Origin of the sequence: Aeromonas sp. DNRA1 (genome assembly GCF_963888745.1) — a bacterium.
Classification (GTDB): domain Bacteria; phylum Pseudomonadota; class Gammaproteobacteria; order Enterobacterales; family Aeromonadaceae; genus Aeromonas; species Aeromonas hydrophila.
Map to the genome: position 1 here is coordinate 1 of NZ_CAWPKQ010000013.1, position 22,482 is coordinate 22,482.

The 22,482-nt window shown below is 60.7% G+C and carries 21 protein-coding genes and 1 rRNA gene; 11 read left to right on the plus strand and 11 right to left on the minus strand.

Annotation, left to right across the window (positions count from 1 at the left end):
- The 3 genes from AACQ43_RS22000 to trhA all read right to left on the minus strand — a co-directional run.
- A partial coding sequence (locus AACQ43_RS22000) for a retention module-containing protein (RefSeq protein ID WP_168968695.1) occupies positions 1 to 1,687 on the minus strand: 1,687 nt, incomplete at its 3' end.
- Positions 1,688 to 1,915: 228 nt separating this feature from the next.
- Entirely contained in the window at positions 1,916 to 3,577 is a 1,662-nt protein-coding gene (locus AACQ43_RS22005; protein ID WP_011707241.1) for a putative transporter, read from the minus strand.
- Positions 3,578 to 3,695: 118 nt separating this feature from the next.
- Positions 3,696 to 4,331, minus strand: coding sequence for a PAQR family membrane homeostasis protein TrhA (gene trhA / locus AACQ43_RS22010; RefSeq protein WP_076362887.1), 636 nt, complete (start codon positions 4,329 to 4,331; stop codon positions 3,696 to 3,698).
- A gap of 224 nt (positions 4,332 to 4,555) precedes the next feature.
- Here trhA and AACQ43_RS22015 point away from each other — a divergent pair, with 224 nt between their 5' ends.
- The 3 genes from AACQ43_RS22015 to AACQ43_RS22025 all read left to right on the plus strand — a co-directional run bounded on the left by AACQ43_RS22015 (position 4,556) and on the right by AACQ43_RS22025 (position 7,039).
- Positions 4,556 to 6,061, plus strand: a complete 1,506-nt coding sequence (locus AACQ43_RS22015; RefSeq protein WP_168968696.1) for an aminotransferase class V-fold PLP-dependent enzyme — start codon at positions 4,556 to 4,558, stop codon at positions 6,059 to 6,061.
- Positions 6,062 to 6,165: 104 nt separating this feature from the next.
- Positions 6,166 to 6,717, plus strand: coding sequence for a septation protein A (locus AACQ43_RS22020; protein ID WP_168968697.1), 552 nt, complete (start codon positions 6,166 to 6,168; stop codon positions 6,715 to 6,717).
- 25 nt (positions 6,718 to 6,742) lie between these two features.
- On the plus strand, positions 6,743 to 7,039 hold the full coding sequence (locus AACQ43_RS22025; RefSeq protein WP_005309589.1) for a YciI family protein: 297 nt from the start codon (positions 6,743 to 6,745) through the stop codon (positions 7,037 to 7,039).
- A gap of 80 nt (positions 7,040 to 7,119) precedes the next feature.
- Here AACQ43_RS22025 and cysQ read toward each other — a convergent pair whose 3' ends face one another.
- The gene (gene cysQ / locus AACQ43_RS22030) at positions 7,120 to 7,890 is read right to left on the minus strand and encodes a 3'(2'),5'-bisphosphate nucleotidase CysQ (RefSeq protein ID WP_168968698.1); all 771 of its coding nucleotides are present in this window, start codon (positions 7,888 to 7,890) and stop codon (positions 7,120 to 7,122) included.
- 168 nt (positions 7,891 to 8,058) lie between these two features.
- Here cysQ and AACQ43_RS22035 point away from each other — a divergent pair, with 168 nt between their 5' ends.
- The 3 genes from AACQ43_RS22035 to AACQ43_RS22045 all read left to right on the plus strand — a co-directional run bounded on the left by AACQ43_RS22035 (position 8,059) and on the right by AACQ43_RS22045 (position 10,996).
- The gene (locus AACQ43_RS22035; RefSeq protein WP_076362890.1) at positions 8,059 to 8,379 is read left to right on the plus strand and encodes a ComEA family DNA-binding protein; all 321 of its coding nucleotides are present in this window, start codon (positions 8,059 to 8,061) and stop codon (positions 8,377 to 8,379) included.
- 94 nt (positions 8,380 to 8,473) lie between these two features.
- Complete coding sequence (galU, locus tag AACQ43_RS22040) at positions 8,474 to 9,385, plus strand: UTP--glucose-1-phosphate uridylyltransferase GalU (RefSeq protein WP_017410998.1); 912 nt, start codon at positions 8,474 to 8,476, stop codon at positions 9,383 to 9,385.
- A 213-nt stretch (positions 9,386 to 9,598) separates the two neighbouring features.
- Positions 9,599 to 10,996: a peptide MFS transporter gene (locus tag AACQ43_RS22045; protein WP_168968699.1), complete on the plus strand. Its 1,398-nt coding sequence runs from the start codon at positions 9,599 to 9,601 to the stop codon at positions 10,994 to 10,996.
- A 72-nt stretch (positions 10,997 to 11,068) separates the two neighbouring features.
- Here AACQ43_RS22045 and AACQ43_RS22050 read toward each other — a convergent pair whose 3' ends face one another.
- Positions 11,069 to 12,040 carry a response regulator gene (locus AACQ43_RS22050; RefSeq protein WP_017410997.1) on the minus strand — a complete coding sequence of 324 codons (972 nt, stop codon included), beginning with the start codon at positions 12,038 to 12,040 and terminating at the stop codon, positions 11,069 to 11,071.
- Positions 12,041 to 12,379: 339 nt separating this feature from the next.
- Here AACQ43_RS22050 and AACQ43_RS22055 point away from each other — a divergent pair, with 339 nt between their 5' ends.
- From AACQ43_RS22055 to AACQ43_RS22065, 3 genes are all read left to right on the plus strand, one after another.
- Positions 12,380 to 13,057, plus strand: coding sequence for a DnaT-like ssDNA-binding domain-containing protein (locus tag AACQ43_RS22055; protein ID WP_168968700.1), 678 nt, complete (start codon positions 12,380 to 12,382; stop codon positions 13,055 to 13,057).
- 64 nt (positions 13,058 to 13,121) lie between these two features.
- The gene (locus AACQ43_RS22060; protein WP_011707253.1) at positions 13,122 to 13,976 is read left to right on the plus strand and encodes a DnaA ATPase domain-containing protein; all 855 of its coding nucleotides are present in this window, start codon (positions 13,122 to 13,124) and stop codon (positions 13,974 to 13,976) included.
- A 128-nt stretch (positions 13,977 to 14,104) separates the two neighbouring features.
- Positions 14,105 to 14,740: an SDR family oxidoreductase gene (locus AACQ43_RS22065; RefSeq protein ID WP_168968701.1), complete on the plus strand. Its 636-nt coding sequence runs from the start codon at positions 14,105 to 14,107 to the stop codon at positions 14,738 to 14,740.
- A 110-nt stretch (positions 14,741 to 14,850) separates the two neighbouring features.
- Here the strand turns inward: AACQ43_RS22065 and AACQ43_RS22070 are convergent, their stop codons facing one another.
- The 4 genes from AACQ43_RS22070 to AACQ43_RS22085 form a co-directional block, all read right to left on the minus strand.
- Complete coding sequence (locus tag AACQ43_RS22070; protein ID WP_168968702.1) at positions 14,851 to 16,047, minus strand: ABC transporter permease; 1,197 nt, start codon at positions 16,045 to 16,047, stop codon at positions 14,851 to 14,853.
- A gap of 103 nt (positions 16,048 to 16,150) precedes the next feature.
- A complete protein-coding gene (locus AACQ43_RS22075; RefSeq protein ID WP_168968703.1) occupies positions 16,151 to 17,287 on the minus strand; it encodes an ABC transporter permease in 1,137 nt (378 codons plus the stop codon).
- Positions 17,287 to 18,291, minus strand: coding sequence for an HlyD family secretion protein (locus AACQ43_RS22080; RefSeq protein WP_017410991.1), 1,005 nt, complete (start codon positions 18,289 to 18,291; stop codon positions 17,287 to 17,289). Before AACQ43_RS22080 ends, AACQ43_RS22075 begins: the two co-directional genes overlap by 1 nt.
- 73 nt (positions 18,292 to 18,364) lie before the next feature.
- Positions 18,365 to 19,771 (minus strand): TolC family protein, encoded by a 1,407-nt coding sequence (locus AACQ43_RS22085; RefSeq protein WP_168968704.1) that lies wholly within the window; start codon positions 19,769 to 19,771, stop codon positions 18,365 to 18,367.
- A gap of 290 nt (positions 19,772 to 20,061) precedes the next feature.
- On the opposite strand from AACQ43_RS22085, the gene dusB reads away from it, so the two are divergent.
- Together dusB and fis are read left to right on the plus strand one after the other, a co-directional pair.
- Complete coding sequence (gene dusB / locus AACQ43_RS22090) at positions 20,062 to 21,027, plus strand: tRNA dihydrouridine synthase DusB (protein ID WP_168968705.1); 966 nt, start codon at positions 20,062 to 20,064, stop codon at positions 21,025 to 21,027.
- A 25-nt stretch (positions 21,028 to 21,052) separates the two neighbouring features.
- Complete coding sequence (fis, locus tag AACQ43_RS22095; RefSeq protein ID WP_005309538.1) at positions 21,053 to 21,349, plus strand: DNA-binding transcriptional regulator Fis; 297 nt, start codon at positions 21,053 to 21,055, stop codon at positions 21,347 to 21,349.
- An 82-nt stretch (positions 21,350 to 21,431) separates the two neighbouring features.
- On the opposite strand, the gene AACQ43_RS22100 is transcribed toward fis, so the two are convergent.
- Positions 21,432 to 22,064 (minus strand): LysE family translocator, encoded by a 633-nt coding sequence (locus tag AACQ43_RS22100; RefSeq protein WP_168968706.1) that lies wholly within the window; start codon positions 22,062 to 22,064, stop codon positions 21,432 to 21,434.
- A gap of 321 nt (positions 22,065 to 22,385) precedes the next feature.
- Positions 22,386 to 22,482 (minus strand): 5S ribosomal RNA (rrf, locus tag AACQ43_RS22105); the annotation flags it as partial.

Below are 22,482 nucleotides of genomic sequence, written 5' to 3' on the forward strand. Positions count from 1 at the left end.
CCTTGGTCTCGCCCTCGCCCAGGTACTGCACCTTGCTGTTGTCGACGTTGTAGGTCCAGGCACCGCCTTCGGTGATGGTCAGGCTGCCCAGTGCGTCCGTACTCGGGGCACCGTTGCCGGCCACAAACTTGGCCTCGTCGGCACCGTCCACGTCGGTGACGGTCAGGGTACCGGTCTCGGTCAGCAGCGGCGTGCTTTCATCTTCGGTCACACCACCGGTGTCGGTGCCGGTAATAACGGCCGCGTCGTTGACCGGCGTAACAGTCCCGGTTACGCCGCCGGTTGCGCTGTTCAGGCCATCGGTGATGGTGTATTCAAACGCGATGTTGCCATTGAAATCCGGAGCCGGCGTGAAGATCAGCTGGCCATTGCTCAGGGTGACGGAACCATTGCTGATCGCTACCGTGCCGCCTTCGGCAATGGTCTGGCCGTTGATGGCGGTAATGGTGAGGCGATCACCATCCACATCTGTGTCGTTGCCAAGCACATTGATGGTGACGGTGCCGTCCTCCGCCACGGTGAACTGGTCGTCCCCCGGCAGGGGCGCGGCATTCACCACGCTGTTGTCGGTCCCCTTGGACGAAGTGTTGCCCACCGGGTCGGTCAGGGTGGCATCTACCGTGATGGGGCCGTTGACTGGCAGATCCGTAGTGGGGATGGTCAGGGTGACCTGGGTACGGCCGATATCGTCAGTCGTCAGTATTCTGCTGGAGTCGGGCACACCATCATCGTTCCAGTCTACATCGAGACGATCGCCAGCCTTGGCATCGCCCGGCAGCCGGATGATGACATCCACCCCATTTTCGCGCTCGTTGGCGGAGATGACATTGTCCGCGCCGTCCTGGATTTCCACTTGCGGCGCCGAGGGCGCGGTACTGTCCACGCTGCCGTCATCGGTCGCGGTGCCGGTGTTGCCGGCCGGATCGGTGACGCTGGCTGTCACTGTGTAGGAGCCATCAACCAGCGGAGTGGTCACGTCCACGCTGAAGGTGCCATCCGGATTGACGGTGGTGATCAGGGTTTGCTGGTTGCCATTGGCATCGGTCACCAGCAGGGTCACGGTACTGCCTGCGGCGGCATCCGTGGTTCCGGTGATGGTCGGCGTCGTGTCGTTGGTATTGTCAGGTGCGGAGACGGTGATCACCGGCGGGACGAGATCAATCAGGCGGTTCTCTTCACCCGGCAGTGCATCAGCAGTCACGCCAGCATCGTTCTGGTTGGCAGTATCAAAACCGGCCGCCGCGATGGTGGCATCACCGGTACGATCGATGGTAACGAAACCACCGTTGCCACTGGCGCCAGCCACACCACCAATGCCACCACCACCGGCGGCAGGCGCGCCACCTGCGGCAGATGCTTCAAATGCCTTGGTCGGGTCGGCGCCACCCAGGATGGCCTGCTGCAACGCCGCGATGTCATTGGGATTGCCAGACGGCACATTCTGGGCAAGCTGCGGCTCTTGAGACGTTTCATCCTCAACCTGCTGCTCGTTGGTCGGGCTCAGGGTGAAAGTCTGGTTGCCACCTTTGAAGCTGGCGCCTTCAGGAGTGATCAGCACCGCATCCTTGGGCAGGATATCGCCTTCGGCGAGCTGCTTCTGGCTGCCATCAGCGGCCACCAGGTAAACCTTGCCTTTCAACTGGGTAACGACGACGTCCTGATCCAATGCGATATTGTGGCTGCTCATGTTCTCTCCTGAATCTCTATTGGCATGCAATATTCCACCGTCTAATGTGCCCGTGAATGGCGCCGGAAACCAGTTAGAAAATTCGAATGGATAGACTGATTTGACGCTGTAACGGTCGGTTAAACAGAAGGATCAATAACGGCGGGAATGGAAAATAAAACCAAGATGATCAATGTGTTGCATTTTGATGACGGGGGCACTGCAAGTGCCCCCGTCAGGGGCTTCACATCAGGCGCCAGCCCACAGCAGGATGGCCAGCAACTGGGGTGAGATGATGCGAAGGAACATCACCAACGGATAGACGGTCGCGTAAGACAGGGCACTGGCACCACTGGTGGGGTGCATGCCGTTGGCAAATGCCAGGGCGGGAGGATCCGTCATGGAACCGGCCAGCAAGCCGCACAGGGTGAGGTAGTTCATCTTGCCATACAGACGGGCCAGCACACCGACCACCAGCAGCGGGATCAGGGTGATCGCCACCCCATACATCATCCAGGCCGGACCATCGCCGTTGATCAGGGTATCGATGAAGCCGGCACCGGACTTGAAGCCCACCACCGCCAGAAACAGCACTATGCCGATCTCCCGCAGCGCCAGGTTGGCACTGGGGGGCATGAACCAGTAGAGCTTGCCGATGCTGCCGATGCGCGACAGGATCAGCGCCACCACCAGCGGGCCGCCCGCCAAACCCAACTTGAGCGCCGCCGGGAACCCGGGCAGGTAGAAGGGGATGGAGCCGAGCAGCACGCCAAGGCCGATGCCGATGAACACCGGCAGCATCTGCACCTGCTGCAGTTTCTGCTGCACGTTGCCCACCACATTGGTGACCGCCTCGATGGCATCGAGCCGCCCCACCAGGTTGAGGATGTCACCGAACTGCAAGCTGGTCTGGCTGGTCGGCACCAGCTCGATACCGGCCCGGTTTAGGCGCGAGATCACCACGTCATATTTCTGCTTGATGTCGAGATCGCGGATCTTCTTGCCGAGCACCTGCTCGTTGGTCACCACTACCCGCTCCACCCGCAGATCGGTGCCGCGAGTGGAGAGCGAGGTCTCAACCTCCTCACCCAGCACCAGCAGCACCTTGCGCAGGGCGTGCCGCTCACCCACCAGGTGCAGCAGGTCGCCCAGTTCGATACGCGAATCCGGCCGCGGCACCATCAGCTCATCGCCGCGCTTGAGGCGCGAGCAGATGACGTCTGCCTCATCGAGACTCGGGATCTCGCTCAGCATCAGACCGTGGATGTTGGGGTTGCGCACTGCGATGTTGATGGTCTGCAGACTCTCCTTGGTCTTGCCGGCCTGTTGTTCAAACTGGGCGGCTTCTTCGTCGATCTTGATGCGAAAGAACATACGGATCAGCCACATGGTCAACAAGATGCCACAGATGCCGAACGGATAGGCGACCGCATAGCCCATCCCCATCAGGCCGGTGGAACCGGGCGCGGCGCCCAGCTCAGCCAGGATCTGCTGGCCGGCACCGAGAGACGGGGTGTTGGTCACGGCGCCGGAGAAGACCCCCAGGATCACCGGCAGCGGCACGTCGAACAGCTGATGCAGGGCGGCCGCCACGGCGCAACCAAGCAGAACCAGCAGGGCGGCGAAGCCGTTGAGCTTGAGGCCGGAGCTGCGCAGGGAGGAGAAGAAGCCGGGGCCGACCTGAATGCCGATGGTGTAGACAAACAGGATCAGGCCGAACTCCTGAATGAAGTGCAGGGTTTGCTCATCCAGCGCCAGCCCCGAGAGGCCGGCGAAGTGGCCCACTATGATGCCGCCGAACAGCACCCCTCCGATCCCGAGACCAACGCCATAGACCCGCCAGTTCCCCAGCCAGAGCCCCAGCACTGCCACCAGCGACAGCATGCTGATGGAAAGCGCGATATCACTCATTTCGTGCATCCTTTGCGAATTGAACTGTCCCTAGCTTGTCAGCAAACGCCGCGGCCAACTGTGTGATACCGCACGAATTTATCCTTTTGAACAGCAAAAAATACCAATTAAGGGCTAGTTATGCGACGTAACCATAAATGGCCATAAAGTGACAAATGCTGCCCCCCAGCACGAACAGATGCCAGATAGCGTGGTTGTAGGGGATACGTTTGGCCACATAGAAGATCACCCCCAGGCTGTAGATGAGACCACCCAGCCCGAGCAGCAGCAAGCCTTCCCCCTCCAGATGGATATAAAGCTGATAGACCACCAGCAACGACAGCCAGCCCAGCATCAGATAGGTAAACAGCGACAGCTTCTTGAAGCGGTTGATGAAGAGTAGCTTGAACACCACCCCCGCCAACGCCAACCCCCAGATCACCACCATCAACCCCTGTGCCAATGGCGTGTCGAGCGCCACCAGCAGGAAAGGGGTATAAGTACCGGCGATCAGCAGATAGATGGCGCAGTGGTCGAATACCTTGCACCAACGTCTGGCCGGCCCTTCCGCCATGCTGTGGTAGAGGGTCGAGGCCAGATAGAGCAGCACCAGGCTGCCACCATAGAGGCTGTAACTGACCAGCGCCTGAGGGCCCTGCGCCCAGCCCTTGTTCAACAACAACACCAACCCCAGGATCCCCAGCACCAGCCCCAGGCCGTGGCTGAGGCGGTTGGCCAGCTCCTCGCGGGGCGAATAATCCGTCACACTGCTCATTGCATACTCCTGCCCAAACTGCGCTCACTCTAGCTGCCGTCATTTCAGAGTACAAGTGTTAGCTTAAAGTGATTTTCATGCCGTTTGCCATGTGTTGAGGAGGTACGCATGGCTGTCACCCGCTGGCCTTTGGTGTATGCTCTGCGGCCGATGCCCACGTAGCTGTTGCCACCGCGCTTGCTCACCACCCAGTGACTCCCTGGCAACCCGGTCTGGAGAACCTGATGAAGTTGACTGAACTGTTTGCACTACCGGATCCGGCCTTCGGCCAGGCCATGACGGATCTGCTGGAGACCTTCCACCACTCGGATGACAGTCAGGCTCCCTACCAGCGCGACCAGTTCACCCACCAGCTCGATCAATCCCGCATGCCGGCCACCGGCATCACCATCGATGACTATCTGGCCCGCCTGGCCACCCTAGTGCCTGGCGCATCTCACCTTACCTCGCCACGCTACATGGGCCATATGACGGCCCCGTTACCGGCCTTCACTGCCGAGTTGTCCCGCCTGGTGGTGATGCTCAACCAGAACCCGATGAAGATGGAGTCCTCCCGTCTGCTCAGCTTTCTGGAGCGGGAGGTGCTGGCCAAGCTGCACCGCCTCATCTATCGCGCCGACGATCTCTTCTATGACGCCCAGATGCATGCCAAGGATGCCGCCCTCGGCGTCATGACCAGCGGCGGCACCATCGCCAACGTCACCGCCCTTTGGCTGGCCCGCAACCGCGCCTGCGGCGACAACCTGTTCGCGCTCTATGAGCAGGGCTATCGCGGCGCCGTCATCCTGGGCTCGCGGCTGATGCACTACTCCTTCGACAAGGGGATGGATCTGCTGGGGCTGGGGGCGCGCAGCGTCTGGCGCCTTCCCACCGACGACCAGAACCGGCTCGACATGGCTGCGCTGGAGCAGGCCCTTGCCCAGTGCAAGGAGCAGAAGCTCAAGGTGTTGGCACTGGTCGGCGTGGCCGGCAGCACCGATTTCGGCTCCATCGACCCGTTGCCTGAGCTGGCGGACATTGCCGAGCGCGAGCAGATCCACTTCCATGTGGATGCCGCCTGGGGCGGCCCGACCCTGTTCTCGCCCCGCTATCAGGCGCTGCTGGCGGGGATCGAGCGAGCCGATACCGTTACCCTGGATGGCCACAAGCAATTGCTGGTGCCGCTCGGCACTGGCATGCTGCTCTGCCGCCAGCCGGACCTGATGATGGCGGTCAAGCGGGAGGCCCCCTACGCCATCCGCGCCAGCTCCTTTGATCAGGGGCGCTTCACCCTGGAGGGCACCCGCCCGGCCAATGCGCTCTATCTGGATGCCGCCTTCCAGCTGTTCGGCCAGCAGGGTTATGCCGAGCTCATCGAGGCCAACTACGACCGGGCCCGCCTGATGGCCGGCCTTATCGACCAGGATCCTGCCTTCGAACTGATGTCAGCCCCGGTGATGAACCTGCTCTCCTATCGCTGCATCCCCCCTCATCTGCAAGGCAAGGTACTGGACGAGACCGCCAACGAACAAGTCAATGCCTTCAACGTCGCCCTGCAGAAGGCTCAGCGCGCCGAGGGGCACAGTTTTGTCTCCCGCACCCAGCGCGCCGTGGGTCGCTACGGCACCCAGCCGCTCACCCTGCTGCGGGCCGTGCTGCTCAATCCGCTCATCGAAGAGCACCATATCCGCGATCTGCTGGCGGATCAGCAGCGGCTGGGCGCAGAGATCGCAAGGCAGCTATTTGGCTGAGGAACTGGCTGGCGAATGAGCGGTCTTATTCATTTGCCGTTGCCCATCGGGCAGGTACACTGAATCAAATTTTGCGGTCCACTTTTGAGGGCGACGAGCCAGACATGAAGCAATTTATTGAATTTATTCCTCTTATCGTTTTCTTTGCAGTCTACAAGTTCTACGACATCTACATGGCGACCGGCGCCCTGGTGGTGGTAACCGGTCTGCAGCTCGCCTACAGCTGGATCCGCTATCGCAAGGTCGAGAAGATGCAGCTGTTCACCTTCCTGCTGGTCGGCTTCTTCGGCGGCCTCACCGTCTTCTTCCACGACGACACCTTCATCAAGTGGAAAGTCACCGTCATCAACGTCCTGTTTGCGCTGGGCCTGCTCATCAGCCGCTACGGCTTTGGCAAAAACCTGATCAAGCAGATGCTGGGCAAGGAGCTGCAAGCCCCGGATCCCGTCTGGGATCGGGTCAATCTCGGCTGGGTCGGCTTCTTTACCGTCTGCGGCCTGCTCAACCTCTATGTGGCCTTCACCCTGCCGCAGGAGATGTGGGTCAACTTCAAGGTATTCGGTCTGCTCGGCATGACCCTGGTATTCACTCTGCTAAGCGGTGTCTATCTCTATCGCCACCTGCCCCCCGAGCAGAAAAATGAAATGAAAAAATAACTGCCATCAAGAAAAGGATCGTCTCATGTGGTATCTCATCTATTCCGAAGATGTCCAGGGCAGCCTGCCGCTGCGCAAGCAGGCTCGCCCGGCCCATCTGGCCAGGCTACAGGCGCTGCAGGATGAAGGGCGACTGCTCACCGCCGGCCCCAACCCGGCCATTGATGCCGAGGATCCGGCCGATGCCGGCTTCACTGGCAGCACCGTCATCGCCGAGTTCGCCTCACAGGCGGATGCCAAGGCCTGGGCCGATGCCGATCCCTATGTGGCGGCCGGTGTCTATGCCAAGGTGACCATCAAGCCGTTCAAGAAGGTCTTCTGACCCAACGCGAATAGCGAAATGAAAAAGGCCGGACTGGCAGTTCATGCCAGTCCGGCCTTTTTGCATCCCGATATCCCGTTTTATGCCTTGGCCACGAACCAGGGGTTGAGGATGTCCGGCTTGTTGTAGCACAGCGGCGAGCCATCGAGCTGGGTGACGCTGCCGCCCGCCCCCTCCAGCACCGCCTGCGCCGCACCAGTATCCCACTCGCAGGTGGGTGCGAGGCGCGGGTAAAGTTCAGCCCCCCCTTCGGCGATGACGCAGAACTTGAGCGAACTGCCCATGGAGACCAGCTCAATCTCGCCCCGCGCCATGTCACCGAAATCCGCCAGGTAATCCAGGGTTGCCTGGGAGAGGTGATTGCGACTGCCTACCACCCGCCAGGGCGTGCCTTCCTGATGAGGTCGGCTCTGGATGGCCTCACGCTTGCCATCAGCCACCCGCCAGGCCCCCAGCCCCTTGCCGCCATACCAGAGCTGGTCCAATACCGGGGCATAGACCAGTCCCCAACGCGGTGCTCCCTCTTCAATCAGGGCGATATTGACGGTGAACTCGCCGTTGCGGGAGACGAACTCCTTGGTGCCGTCCAGCGGGTCCACCAGCCAGTAACGGGACCAGCCGAGCCGTGCGCTCATCAGCTCAGGGTCGGACTCCTCGGACAATACGGGGATCTCGGGCGTCAGCCGGGCCAGCGCCTGCACGATCACCTCGTGCGCCCCCTTGTCGGCGGCGGTCAAGGGGCTTTCGTCCTGCTTGTACTCCACTGCAAAGGGCTGACTGTAGATGGCCATGATGGCGTCACCGGCGGCACGGGCGATGGGCTCCAGCTCGGAAATCGCGGGAAAAAACATAAGAAAAGACATCCTGGTCAAATGGTTAGCACAGTGTACCTATTTTGGAATGGCCTGGGTTATAGCCGATTCAGCTGAGTTATAACCCTGTTACTTCTGACAGACAAAAAGTGGCGCGACTCGGCTAATTCTCAATAGGCATACCAAACCACACAAGGACGTGCCGCCATGAACTACAAGACCCTGACCGCCACCCTGCTGCTGAGCTGCCTGCCCCTGTTCAGCCAGCCTCTGCTGGCCGCCGACAAGCCTGCTGCCAAGCCGGCAACCACGGTCACCGCCGCCAAGGAGAGCGGCAAGGTGAACCTCAACACCGCCAGTATCAATGAGTTGACTGCGCTCAAGGGCATTGGCGAGAAGAAGGCACAGGCCATCGTCGATTACCGCGAGAAGCAGGGCAAGTTCACTACCGTGGATCAGCTGGCCGATGTGAGCGGTATCGGACCCGCCACGCTGGAAGCAAATCGGGACATGATTATCGTCAAGTAACCGATCCATACCCCTTCCATCATAAGGGCAGCCTGTGGCTGCCCTATTTTTCTTCGGGTATCATGGGCCCACTTTGTATCTCTGGACTCTCTCCATGAAAAAGACACCACTCGTTGTACGCAAAGCCGTTCTTCCCGTCGCCGGTCTGGGCACCCGCATGCTGCCAGCCACCAAGGCCATCCCCAAGGAGATGCTGCCCGTCGTCGACAAACCGCTGATCCAGTATGTGGTGCGCGAAGCCATCGCCGCCGGCATCAAGGAGATCATCCTGGTCACCCACTCGAGCAAGAACTCCATCGAAAACCACTTCGACAAGAGCTTCGAGCTGGAAGCGACCCTCGAGAAGCGGGTCAAGCGGCAACTGCTGGAAGAGGTGCAACACATCTGCCCGAAAGACGTCACCATCATGCACGTCCGCCAGGGGGAAGCCAAAGGTCTGGGACACGCGGTGCTCTGCGCCCGTCCGCTGATCGGCGACAACCCGTTTGCGGTGCTGCTGCCGGACGTGCTGATCGACGAGGTGGCCAGCGACCTCAAGCAGGACAACCTGGCCGAGATGGTGCACATGTTCGAAGAGGATCACATCAGCCAGATCATGGTGGAAGCCGTCCCCGAGAGTGAAGTGGACAAATACGGCATCGCCGACATCAAGGGAGAGGCGCTGAGCGAGGGCATGTCTCTGCCGATGCAGGCCATCGTAGAGAAACCCCCCCGTGATGAGGCCCCCTCCAATCTGGCCGTGGTCGGCCGTTACGTGCTCTCTTCCAACATCTGGCCGTTGCTGGAGAAGACCCCCGCCGGTGCCGGTGACGAGATCCAGCTGACCGATGCCATCGCCATGCTGATGGAACAGGAGCAGGTGAATGCCTACTTCATGAAAGGGCGCAGCCACGACTGCGGCAGCAAGTTCGGTTACATGAAAGCCAACGTGGAATATGCAGTGCGCCATCCGGAACTGAACGGCGAATTTATCACTTGGTTGAAACAGTTTGCCAAGCAGCTGTAATAGCTGAATATTTAACCTATTAATGGAATAAAACACTGGGCATCATTCGATGCCCTTTTTCATTTTATAAACATATATTCAACCATTGATAGATAAAATATCGCTAAATCATAATATTGTAATTTAATCACGCTTGTTCTATAAGGATTATGGCTTGTTCCTAGCCCTTGCATAAAATTTCTAAAAAAATATAAGACACAGGTGGAAGTTCCAATGAATAATCCGTCCAAAGGGACCTTTTTAGGTCACCCTAAAGGGCTTTTTTTGCTCTTTAGTACCGAACTGTGGGAGAGATTCTCCTATTACGGCATGCGTGCCGTGCTCGTGCTCTATCTGACTGACATGACTGCCAACGGCGGGATGGGCTGGACTCAGGCCGATGCCCTCAAGCTGTACGGCATCTATACCGGTCTGGTCTACATCACCCCGATCATCGGCGGCTGGCTGGCAGATACCTTCCTCGGCCAACGCCGCGCCATTCTGTTTGGTGCCGTGCTGATGGCCGCCGGCCAATTTACCCTAGCGCTGCCGCACGCCATGTTCCCGGACATGGTCAACAGCGTCTTCTATTCGGGTCTCGGCTTGCTGATCGTGGGTAACGGTCTGTTCAAACCGAACATCTCCACCATGGTGGGTGACCTTTATCAGGAAGGTGACCACCGTCGTGACGGTGCCTTCACCATCTTCTACATGGGTATCAACCTGGGCTCCCTGCTGGCCGGCGTGATCTGTGGTGCTGCCGCAACCGCCTATGGCTGGCAAGCCGCCTTCGTCAGCGCCGGTATCGGCATGCTGCTCTCCCTGGTGGTACAGGCCACTATGGCTCAGCGTTTCCTGGGTGACATCGGCCGCGTGCCGGCCGCCCAGCGCGCCGCCGAGCAGCGCTCCAAGGAGCAGAAGGCACCTCTGACCAAGCAGGAAGTGGATCGCATCAAGGTCATCCTGGTGCTGGGTCTGTTCACCATCATCTTCTGGGCCGGCTTCGAGCAGGCCGGTGGTCTGATGAACCTGTACGCGCAGGAGTATACCGATCGCATGATCGGCAGCTTCGAAGTGCCAACCGCCTGGTTCCAGTCCCTGAACCCCTTCTTCATCATCACGCTGGCCCCTATCGTTGCAGCCATCTGGATCAAGCTCGGCAAGAAAGAGCCGAACTCCCCGGTGAAGTTCGCCATGGGCCTGCTGTTCCTGGCCGTGGGCTTCCTGTTCATGATCGGTGCCGTGCTGGAGCAAGGTGGTGATCAGGCCGTCAAGACTTCCATGTTCTGGCTGGTCGGCGCCTACCTGTTCCACACCCTGGGCGAGCTCTGCCTCTCCCCGATCGGCCTCTCCATGGTGACCAAGCTGGCTCCGCTGCGCCTGGCCTCCCTCATGATGGGTGCCTGGTTCGGCTTTGTGGCCCTGGCCAACTATGCCGCCGGTTTCATCGGCTCCTTCGTCGGCGAATCCGGTGCCATGGCCATCTTCGGTGGCATCGCACTGGCCGCCGTGATCAGCGCGCTGATCCTGCTGACCATGGCCAATCGCCTGGTCTACTGGATGCACGGTGCAGAAGGTCCGGCCAAAGAGCCGCAGGAACACGACAAGAAGCTGCAATCTGCCGCCGTCTAAGCGGTCCGGATTGTCAGCAACAAAGAGGGCGCCCATGGGCGCCCTCTTTGTATGTGGCCGTCTGACACGACCTCAATGATGTCGAACCTGCACATGCAGGGCACTGCCGCTGTCACTGCGAAACTGCAGATCAAAGGGTTCATGCCAGCTGCGCCTGTGCAAGGCGTAGTGGCTGGTACGCAGCAGGCCGAGCGGCAGGCCGCCGGAGCGCACCAGCCAGTGAGGCGAAGTCAGCCCGGCATTGGCAAAGACCAGCCCGTCCTCCTGATCAAACAGCAGGGCGGCCATGGCAAAGGAGTGGCGCAGACCGGATTCGACCAGCTGCAGATTGAGGTAATCGAGCAACCGGTGGGGCTGGGTCAGCAGCAGACTCTCGCCACGCTGAAACTGGCGATACGGGGCGTTCATCAGGGAGCGCACCAGGGCGCCGCAGAAGGCGGCATCCACCCCGAGGATCGGCAGCTCCATCACTAGCACCAGCAGCTTGTCATCCACCTTGAAGGTATCGGGAATGAACAGATTGCCCATCCCTTCAAAGGTGACCTGCCAGGGCCCCCACTCCTGCAAGCCCGGCGGCTTCAACCAGGCCAGCAGCCGGGTCGCCGCCTGGTCGTGTTCGCGAAAGAAGTCGATGTGCTCCATCAACTCCAGCTGTTGTCCATAACCGTGGTTGGCGCTCAGGCACTGCTCTATGCTGCGACGCACCTGACCGAAATCCGAGATGGGCTTGAGCAGGAAATCGCGGGCACCGGCGCGCAGCGCTCGCTCGACCGCCTCCATCTTGCTCTGGGCCGAAATGACGATGACAGGAATATGAGGGTAGCGGGCCGTGAGACAGGCGATCACCTCATGCCCATCCATGTTGGGCATGTTCAAATCACATAACACCACATCGGGGTGATAGAGAGCGGCGGCAGAGAGACCTTCAATGCCGTCTTCGGCCTGGAACACGCAGGCACCATCGTGAGCGAGATAATTGACCAGCGAGTGGCGAAAAACGGCTTCGTCCTCCACCACCAGGATCCGTAGTCCGGCTTTTGACATCTTGATAAAGCTCTTATTAGTCAACCAGTTATTTAGCCTCAAGCCTAGACCATAACCGACTGCATTGACCAATCAGATGATTGAATAATCGCCGAAAAATCCATGCCCACTAGCTATTCTGGCGGCCAACTGCTTGAAATAAAGCAGCTAATGATGCTCTTCGAAACTCAGCTTTTTCTCCTCATTGCAACTTGGCCGACAAAAAACAGCGTCATACGAAAACAAGCAACTCCGATTGCGGGCGAGCCGACCACCCGCCGGCGGTGCCGGGCATGCCATCAATTGTATGAGGCTGCGCCATGGGGGATAATACCGCCACGTCCGTCAATGAAACATGCCATGACCCCTGCCGAATACAGCGCCCTCGCCCATCCCAGATTGTCCCACCCGGCCCGCAGCCTCTATACCCTGCAGCTGCGCCGACTGGTGCTGGAAAATCAGCTGGCCAGGCTCAACTACCCCGAACTCGGCCGGGCGCTGGCGGTGGTCGACCCGGGCGATCCCAGCGGCTTTTCCTTTCAGGTCAATGCCCGCCAGCTGACCGAGCTGTTCGATGAGCTGATGGAGGCGGGTTTGCTGCAAGTCGAGGCACAAAGCGAGAGTGAGCACTACCATCAGTGCCCGTTCCAGCTGCCACTGCTGACCCAGCGGGTGCGCAGCCCGCTGCCGGAGCGCCCGTTCCAGATGCACCTGCAATGGCGCCCGGATGCAGAGCTGCCAGCCCTCGCCCGCCTGTGCGGGGTGATCGATGCCAGCTACAGCGAAGAGGATCTCGGCGAGTTCATCGCCTACTGGCTGGGGCGGCCCGAGGTGTTCGACTCCCAGCACCAGTGGATGCTCAAGTTCATCCGCGCCCTCAAGACCCGCCGCTATACCCGCCGCAAGCCGATGGAGGTGCAGGGCTACCAGCAGGTGACCCAGGCACCGGTCGAGGCGGGCCCAAGCAAACGGGCCCAGCAGATGATCGAAGAAGCCAAGCGGTTGGCCGGCCAGCCGCAGGAGCCGGATAATGATTGATAGCAGGCACCGCCAGCAGGCAAAATCAAAGACCAGTCCCCAGACCGAGCAGAAGGAGCATTCCATGACTGACCCGCACGATCCCCTGCGCCAGGAGCTGGAAGAGATCGAAGCCAAGCGCCAGAAGATCGCCAAGGCCAAGCAGGATCATCGCGTTCACGACCCGGAATTGAGCCGCCACGTAGGAGGCCTGCTGGAGCGCATTCGTCGTCTTCAGCAAGAGACCGGCGGCAGCCAGTACGACTACGAGACCCTGCGCAAGGAGTACGATGCCAAGGCCAATGCCGAGGTACGCGAGCTGCAGAAGGCGGCGCGCCAGGAGCGGATCCAGAAGCTGATCGCCCAGGCCGACCTCAACCCCGACTGGGTGTTTGAACGGATGGATGCCGGCGATCCGGCGCTGCAATATCCCATCGAGACCGCCCGCTACTTCATCAGCGGTTTCGAGCACTGGGAGAAGAGCGGCGGCGGCTGCATGCTGATCTACGGTGACTACGGCACCGGCAAGTCGACCCTGGCGGGCGCCGTGGCGCACGAGTTGATCGCACGCCACCAGAAGTCGGTGATCTTCCAGCAGTGGGCCTCTATCGTGGACAGGTTGTTCTTCAACGTCATCCAGGATCAGGAAGAGCGCAATCAGTACCGGCGTGCCCTGGAAGAGGTGGATCTGCTGATCATCGACGAGGTCTCGGCCAACCGCGCCAAGATGGCGGAGAGCCAGTCCAGCTTCCTCGGCCACCTGCTGCGCCGCCGTCGCAACCTGTCGAAAAGCGTCATCCTCATCACCAACCACAATCCCCAGAGCCTGCATCAGGCGATAGGTGATTTCGCTTTCGAAGCGATCAAGGCGTTCAATCCGGTGGATATCCACCTGAGCGGCCCCAGCCGTCGCCCCCATATCGGCCACTACAACGGCTGATCCCCGTGCGAGCCAGGCTACGCCCCTGGCTCGCCGCTTCCCTCTTTTTCAGACAAATAAAAACAACTCTCATTTACAGCATCCCCACAACCCTCTAGGCTAGCCCTTTCGTCAAAGGGAGCAGCAGCATGCCAACCACACTCATCTTCGGGGCCAGCCGCGGGCTGGGCCGCGCCTTCACCAAGCAAGCCCTGCAGCAGGGTCACCGGGTCATCGCCCTGATCCGCAGTCCCGAGGTGGCCACCGAGCTGCACGCTCTGGGAGTCGAGGTCGTCAACGGCGATGCCCTCGACCCGCAGGCGGTAGCGGCGGCCTGCCAACTGGCCGGCGACGGGGCACAGGCCATCTCCACCCTCGGCAGTTTTCGCCAGGCAGAGCCTGTCGACTATCTGGGCAATCGTCAGGTGATCGATCAGATGGAGCTGGCCGGGCTCAATCGCCTGCTGCTGGTGACCTCACTCGGTTGCGGCGACAGCTGGCAATATCTGCCGCAGCGGGCGCGGGCTGCCTTCGGTCACGAGGTCAGATTGAAGAGTCTGGCGGAGAGCTGGCTGCAGACCAGCGCGCTCGAGTGGACCATACTGCGTCCGGCAGGTTTGCAGGATGGCGAGGCCACCGGTCAGGCCGTGCTGAGCCAGGGCGAGGAGGTGCACGGCCTGGTGCGTCGTGCCGACGTCGCCGCCTGCGGACTGCGTCTGCTGAGTGACAAGGCGGCACACAGCCAGATCTACGCCATCGGCGATCCCGACCTCCAGCGCGGCTAAAGCAGTGCCAGCTTCACTGAGTCCAGCGCATACAAAAACGGTCAGCCCTTGGGCTGACCGTTTTTCGCTTTACCGAGCACGCCTTCTCGCGCGCGCTGGTACCATCCCGCTCAACCGGTGGTGGTTTCACTCTGCAAGGCAGGCTGGCTGGCAACCGGCAAAGACTGCTGCCGCCAACGCAGCAGCAGGCAGGCCAGCGCACCGTAGAGCAATGCCAGCCCCCACAACTGCCACCAGTAGTGGGAGACCTGAGCAAACTCGGCCCCCATCTGGTTGAGCCGCAGAAAACCTTCGATGGCCGGGGTGCTCGGCACCCACTGGGCCAGCCAGTTGAGCGGAGTCGGGATCAGCTCCAGCGGCCAGATGAAACCGGCCAGAAAGACCAGTGGCAGCGAGGAGACAAGCACCACCTGGGTCGGCAGATCCCGGCGGGTAAACAGTGCCCCCAGCACCACTCCCAGCCAGGTGGTGGCCAGCAGGAACGGCAGGGTGAACAGCCAGAGTGCGGCCGGCTCGGCGGTGCGCACTATGTTGTAGTGATCAAAACAGAAACCGAAGAAGTAGCTCACCGGCAACACGAACAGCCCCCCCACCACCAGAGTGCGGGCCAGCAGCAGTGGCAGGATGGGGGCATTCTGCCAGTAGCCCGCCTCGCCGCGCTGGCTACGCTGGTTCTGGGTCGCCCCCAGGATGCCGGTGCCCATCAGCAGCACCTGGTGCAGGATCAGCACGAATACCGCCGGCACCACGTAGTTCACATAGCCCATGGTGGGGTTGAACACCGGCAGCACGTTGAGCGCCACCGCATTCCAGCCCATGGCGGCCTGCGGCAGGGCCTCACCGTGGCTCAGCAATCTGGCGACCTTCACCTGGGCGGCCAGGGTACCGCCCGCCTGGGCCAGTCCCTCGGCAATGGTGCCATAAACCAGGAAGTAGGAGGCATCGCCGGCATAGCCCAGGGTGACGCTCTTGCCCTGCATCAGATCCCGATAGAAGTGGCGGGGGATGTGCAAAATGCCGCTGCCCTGCCCCGCCAGCAGCAACGCACGAGCCTCATCCAGGCTGCCCGCCCGCGCCACCAGTTTTACCTGCGGCGTGGCATCGGCCATGAACTCCAGCTGACGCGACAGCTGACTGTCATCCTCGTTGACCACCACCACCGCCTCTTCCCGCGGCAGCTGGTGCAGATAGGGCTGCGGGTAGAGGAAGGAGTAGAAGAAGACGCCGCCGAACAGGGTGAGCATGATGGCCCTGTCCGCCAGCAGGGTGCGCAGCTCGAGGCGCAGCAGATCCCAGAAACCTAGCATGTCATTGGCTCCTTCCACCGCCAGGAGGCAGCGATTTGTAGCGCCAGCGAGAGGCACCAATCAATCGGCCGCCACTCAAGGCGTGGCAAATCCCAACATCCCATCATGACCTGGGCTCCTCATTAACGGGGGCCGCGCTCGCCTGGGCCTGATAGCGGCGTACCACCAACAGCAGGGGCAGCAGAAACAGTAACAGGACGCCAAACTGGGGCAGCGCCGCCGCCAGCGGTTGGCCGTAGTTGCTCTGGCCTATCTGCAGCTCGACATAGTGGGAGATGGGCAGCAGGCTGCGCCAGAACTGGGCGAAATCCCCCATGGCGCTGACCGGAAAGGTGACCCCCATGAAGGCAAAGCCCGGCGCCGTGTAAGCACCGGCCAGCGACAGGGCGCGAGCCGGATCCCGGATGATGCCGTAGAAGAAGGCCCCCATGCTGACGCAGGCGGCCGCCGCCAGCCCCAGTCCTGCCGTCAACACCAGCCAGCTGCCCTGCATCGGGTAACCAAACCCCTTGAACAGCAGCAGGCTCCAGCCCAGCCCCCAACCCCAGCCAATCAACACGTGGGGCAGCAGGGTGCGCCAGAGACCGAACCAGACCCCTTTGGTGGTCCAGTCCAGCCCCAGCCGATCGGTACGGGCCAGCGCATTGATGCCGTAGAGTACCACCAGGATCTGCCACACCGCCGGCAACAGGGCACTCAGCAGAAACTGGGCATAGCTGGAGTTGATGTTGTAGAGCGCCGTCACCTGGCTGGCGATGGGCACCGCCTGCCCCAGCGCACCGGGTAGCGCCTTGCCGCCCGCCATGGCCGAGAGCACGCCCACCTGACCGTTGAGCGTCCCGACCACTTGGGCCAACGCCGAGTTGACCAGCTTGGCGATCAGGATGAACTGGCCGTTGTTGAACACGGTGACCTGCGGCTGGGTGCCTTGCCGGGCATCCCGCTCCAGGTGGCTCGGCAGCACGACCAGGGCGTAGATGTTGCCCCCTCGCAGCGCCCTGGCCCCTGCGTCAATGGAATCAAACTGCTGGGCGACCTTGAGTCCGGCGGAGGCATCCAGCGAGAAGGCCAGCTCACGTGACAGCAGGCTCTGATCCAGATCCACCAGACCTATCTTGAGATCCCGCGCCAGCCCGGCAGAGAAGACCCAGCAGAGGATCCCTATCAGCAACAGGGGTAGCCAGCTTGCCAGCGCCCGGCCGAACGGATCCTGCCACAGCAACCGCCATTCACGTCCCATCAGAGTTCGACCAGCACGCTCATGCCGACCCGCAGCCCCTCAACCGGTTGCAGCGGGCGCGCCTCTACCTGGAAGCTCTTCATGTCAAAGCCCTGGCGGGTATCGGTGGCACGCCAGGTGGCGAAATCCCCCATCACGGCCACATGGGTCACCTTGAAGCGCACCGTCTGCTCGCCCAGGCCGGGAATACGGGCATCGAACTCGGTACCCAGCGCAAAGCGGGGCAACAGATCTTCGCGCACATGGAATTGGGCCCAGGCATCGCTCATGTCGAGCAGAGTCACCACCGGGAAGCCCTGTGGGGCCAGCTCGCCGCTGCGCAGCAGCACCTGGGAGACTTCCCCTGTGTGCGGGCTGGCGATGCGGGTATCGGCCAGGTAGGCCTCCACTTCGGCCACACCACCGGCTGCCATCTTGGCCTGCTCGCGCGCCGCAATCTTGGTCTCTTCCCGCGCCCCTTCCAGGGTCATCTGGTATTGCTGCCAGGCCATCCCTTCGCTGTACTTGGCCGCCTGCCAGGCAGTCCAGGCCTCATCGCGCTTTTGCAGCGGCATCACGCCATCCCGATGCAGGCTGGCGATGCGCTCGTAGGTCTTGCCACGCAGCAGCGCGGCCGCTTTGGCCTTTTGCCACTGATCCTTGGCGGCGGCAATCTGCTGCGCGCGCGCCCCTTTCTCTGCCTCTTCAGCCATGGCGCCAGCTGCCGCCTGACCGGCCTTGGCCTGGCTCAGCTTGGCTTCGATTTCCGGGCTGGCCAAGGTAAATACCAGCTGATCTTTGGCCAGCTGATCACCCTTCTTGACCAGTACCTCGTCGATCCGGCCCGCCACCTTGGAGGAGACGGAGTACTGCTGCGCCTCGATCTGCCCCTGCAGGCGCACCGGCTCCGGCTGATAGGCCAGCCAGAAACGCCAGCCCAGCCAGATGACCAGCAGCACCAGCGCCAGTGGCAGCAACAGCGGCTTGGCCTGGCTCATCTTCTTCTTGATGGGGGGATGACTCATGCATTCACCTCGGCAAACGGGCGACCCTTGGCGGTCGAAATAGACATGAAAAAAGGAGCAGAGTGGCGCGCGATCATGAATTCACCTCGATCACTTGCCCATGCTGATATTGATTGAAACTGTTCATCTGACCGGAGAGCGCCAAGAGGCGGGCCAGCGAGATCACGTATTGATAAGCGGCAGCAGCGCGCTGGGTCTTGACCCCGGCCAACTGGTTGCGGGCATCCACCACGTCGAGGGAGGTAGAGAGTCCCTGCCCGAACGCCTTGTCCCGCAGCAGCACGTTCTCCTCGGCCAGCGCCTGGGTGGAAGAGAGCGACTGGAACTCCTCCAGCCCCTGCGCCGCCTCGCGCCAGGTCTTCTCGACCAGCAGCTCCAGATCCTGACGGGTCTTGGCCTGCAGCAGATTGACCTGCAGCTCGGCGCTCTTGGCCGCCTGTACCGTCTCGGAGCGGCCGTCACGGCTCACCAGCGGCATGCTGACGCCCACCCCGACCAGCCAGTCCGGCGTGGTCTTGGAGGCCAGCGAATCATCCTCATAGAGGTTGTAGTTGCCGAACAGGAACAGCTCGGGGGCGTACTTGCCCTTCTCCAGCTTGATCATCCCCTGCGCCTGCACCTTCTTGGCCGTCAGCAGTTTGAGACCGGGATGCACCGCCAGCGTCTCCTGCACCAGGGCGTCGAGCTCGGGCATCTGCTGGTTGATGAAGAGCTGGGTGTTGGGCTCGGCCTGCTTGAGCTTGAGCATGTGGCCAAGGGCCAGCTGGGCGATCTCCAGGCTACGCCTTGCCTTCTGGGTATCGATGCGCGCTCGGTCATAGGCCGACTGGGCGGAGAGACGTTCGATCCGGGCAATCTGGCCCTGGGCCTCCAGCTTCTTGGCATGCTCCAGATGGCGGGACAGCCCCTGCTCGATCTCCTGCTTGGTCTGCACCACCTGGGCCGCCAGCACCACGCCGAAGTAGGTCTGGGAGAGGCTTTCGAAGGTGGACTGCTGCTTGAGCACCAGCAACTGCTGCGCCTCGCTCACCTGGGCCTGGCGAATATCCTGTGCCGCATCGATGCGGCCACCGGTAAACAGCGGCCACAGCATCTTGACCGAGCTGGTCACCACGTTCTGTTTGGTGAGGGGGGTGACGAAGTCGTTGGGCGTCAGCTTGAGCGCCTGCATGATGGGCGCCAGCACCTTGCCGAATTCCGGATGGTTGGCGATGGGGTTGAGATCCATCATGTCGAGCTCCATCGGCTGATCGAGGTGGGTATAGCTGGCCCCCACATCCACCTTGGGCAGATACATGGCCTTGGCCGCCTCGCGCAGTTGCTGCGCCCGCTCCACCCCTGCCTGCTCGGCCGCCAGCCCGTCATCCTGGCGGATGACCCGACTCCAGGCCTCGCTGAAACTGACCGTCTGGGCCTGGGCCGAACCCAGCACGGCACCAAGCAGACACGGGTAGAGAGATTTGATGAACCTTGCCGTCATACATCCCCAATCTGTTTGTAATGAAATTGTTTGGAGCCTTTGCTCGATACAAGCTCGCTATCATAACGCAAACCGGTCCGGGATGGGGACAGGCAAATCGCCTCTCCCCTCACCCTTTTGGCCCCGCCAGTCCGGCTCGACAATATGTCTGATTTTCAAGCACTCCTGAATTTGCAAGCCTTGGCGCGACGTTTTTTTCAGAAAAAAATGGCTGACGCTCAAATACTAACCTTTTCTCCTGACTAAAAAATGCGTAATATACGCCGCCCTAAGCCGATGGTAACCGTGGAATGCAGATAGGTCCCCACACGCTTGAAACTCCCCTGATTGTGGCTCCCATGGCCGGTGTAACAGACCGACCATTTCGTGAACTTTGTTTACGATTGGGCGCCGGCATGGCCGTTTCCGAGATGCTGCTGGCCAACCCGGATGTCTGGGATACCCAGAAAACCAGGATGAGAATGGATCACTCTGCAGAAGGTGGCTTGCGATCGGTCCAGATTGCCGGAGCCGACCCCGAGATGATGGCGTTTGCTGCCCGCTACAACGTGGAGCAGGGCGCTCAGATCGTCGACATCAACATGGGATGTCCGGCAAAAAAAGTGAATAAGAAGCTGGCAGGTTCCGCCCTGCTGCGCCAACCCGAGCTGGTCAGAACCATCTGCCGGGCCGTGGTGGACGCAGTGGAGGTACCTGTCACCTTGAAGATCCGCACAGGATGGGATCCGGATAACCGCAATGGCGAGGAGATCGCCCGAATCGCCGAAGATTGCGGTATCGCGGCCCTTGCCGTGCATGGTCGTACCCGTACCGACCTCTATCGGGGCGAAGCGGAGTACGACACTATCAGGGCGATTAAGCAGGCCGTATCGATTCCTGTTGTCGCCAATGGCGACATAGACAGCCCGGAGAAGGCCCGGTATGTCCTCGACTATACCGGCGTTGATGCCGTGATGATCGGCCGTGCTGCGCAAGGACGACCCTGGATTTTCCGGGAAATCCGTCATTTTCTTGAGACGGGCACCAAGCTGCCGCCTCCCGAAAGGGAAGAGGTTCGCACCCTGATGAACGAGCATGTAACCAACCTGCACCGGTTTTATGGTGCATATCTGGGAGCGCGCATTGCCCGTAAACACGTGGGCTGGTATCTGGATGAAGAAGAGACGGGCCGAGAATTCCGTAAGCACTTCAATGCCCTGGATTGTGCAGATGCACAACTCGAGGCACTCGAAGCGTATTTCGATGGATTAGGTTAACGCATAACTAAAGAGCCGACCGAATATGTTCGAACAAACCCTGACTTCTGATGCATTGGTAACAACTACTCACAATCACGCTGCCGAGCCGACCCAGCGCCCCCTGCGTGACTCTGTGCAACAGGCCCTGCGTAACTACCTGGCCCAGTTGAACGGTCAGGAAGTGATTGATCTGTACGATATGGTTCTCTCCGAAGTCGAAGCTCCCATGCTGGACGTGATCATGCAGTACACCCGTGGTAACCAGACTCGCGCCGCCGTGATGATGGGCATCAACCGCGGTACTCTGCGCAAGAAACTCAAGCGCTACGGCATGAACTGATTTCAGTCAGCCTGCTGCAGTGCAGACGAAGGCGTATCCCAGCGATGGGATACGCCTTTTTCTATGCCAGGCATTTACCCTCTCACTCCACCGCCAGCTTGATGCCAAGCCCCACGAACAGCCCCCCCATCACGCGATTCAGCCAGGTGGCCACCCGGGCGGGCAATCGTACCTTGCGGCTTGCAAACGCGGTGGAAAACGCCAGCAGATGGCACCAGATCATGCCGTTGAGATTGAAGATGCAGCCCAGCACGATGAATGCCATCGCCTTCTGCGGTGCATCGGGAGCGATGAACTGGGGAACAAAGGCGAGGAAGAACAGGGCTACCTTGGGATTGAGGACATTGGTGAGCAACCCCTGCCGAAAGATGCGCCCATAAGAGAGCGCAGGCAGCGCCACAGCCCCATCCACAGACGTTGAAGTGCCACTCCTCTGCCAGAGCATGGACACGCCGAGATAGACCAGATAGAGCGCCCCCATCAGCTTGATGACGGCAAACAGCTCGGCGGAGGCACTCAACAGGGCAGACAGTCCCAGCGCTGCCGCCAGCACATGTACCATGGTGCCCACCCCTATTCCCAGTGCAGCCACCGAACCGGCTCGCCAGCCTTGTGAACCGCTGCGCAGCATGATGAGCAGGGAGTCCGGTCCCGGCATCATGTTCAACAACAGACCGGATACGACAAACAACGCCAGATCGTGGATCCCCAACATACACAGCTCCTTATGCGTGAAAGAGACAGTCTATGGATCCAGCTTGCCTTGTCATCCCCCGCTGCAGCAATAGTGATCATCGACGAATGGAATAGCTGGACAGCTCAAGCGCTCAGATCCAGTGGCTGGAGGGAATGGTGAGATTTGAAAATGAGAAGATAAACATCGAGATATCGAGTGTTCGGCAGCCCCGCTGGAGCAATCACAAAGAAGGGGAAACGGTCTAACGGTAATAACTGGAACCAGAGCCAAGGCTGCAACACGCTGAATTTCAGACAATAAAAAACCCCGCTCAGATGAGCGGGGTTTCTCGTGTTGCGTGCCTGGCAGTGTCCTACTCTCGCATGGCGAATGCCACACTACCATCGGCGCTACCGCGTTTCACTTCTGAGTTCGGCATGGGATCAGGTGGTTCCAC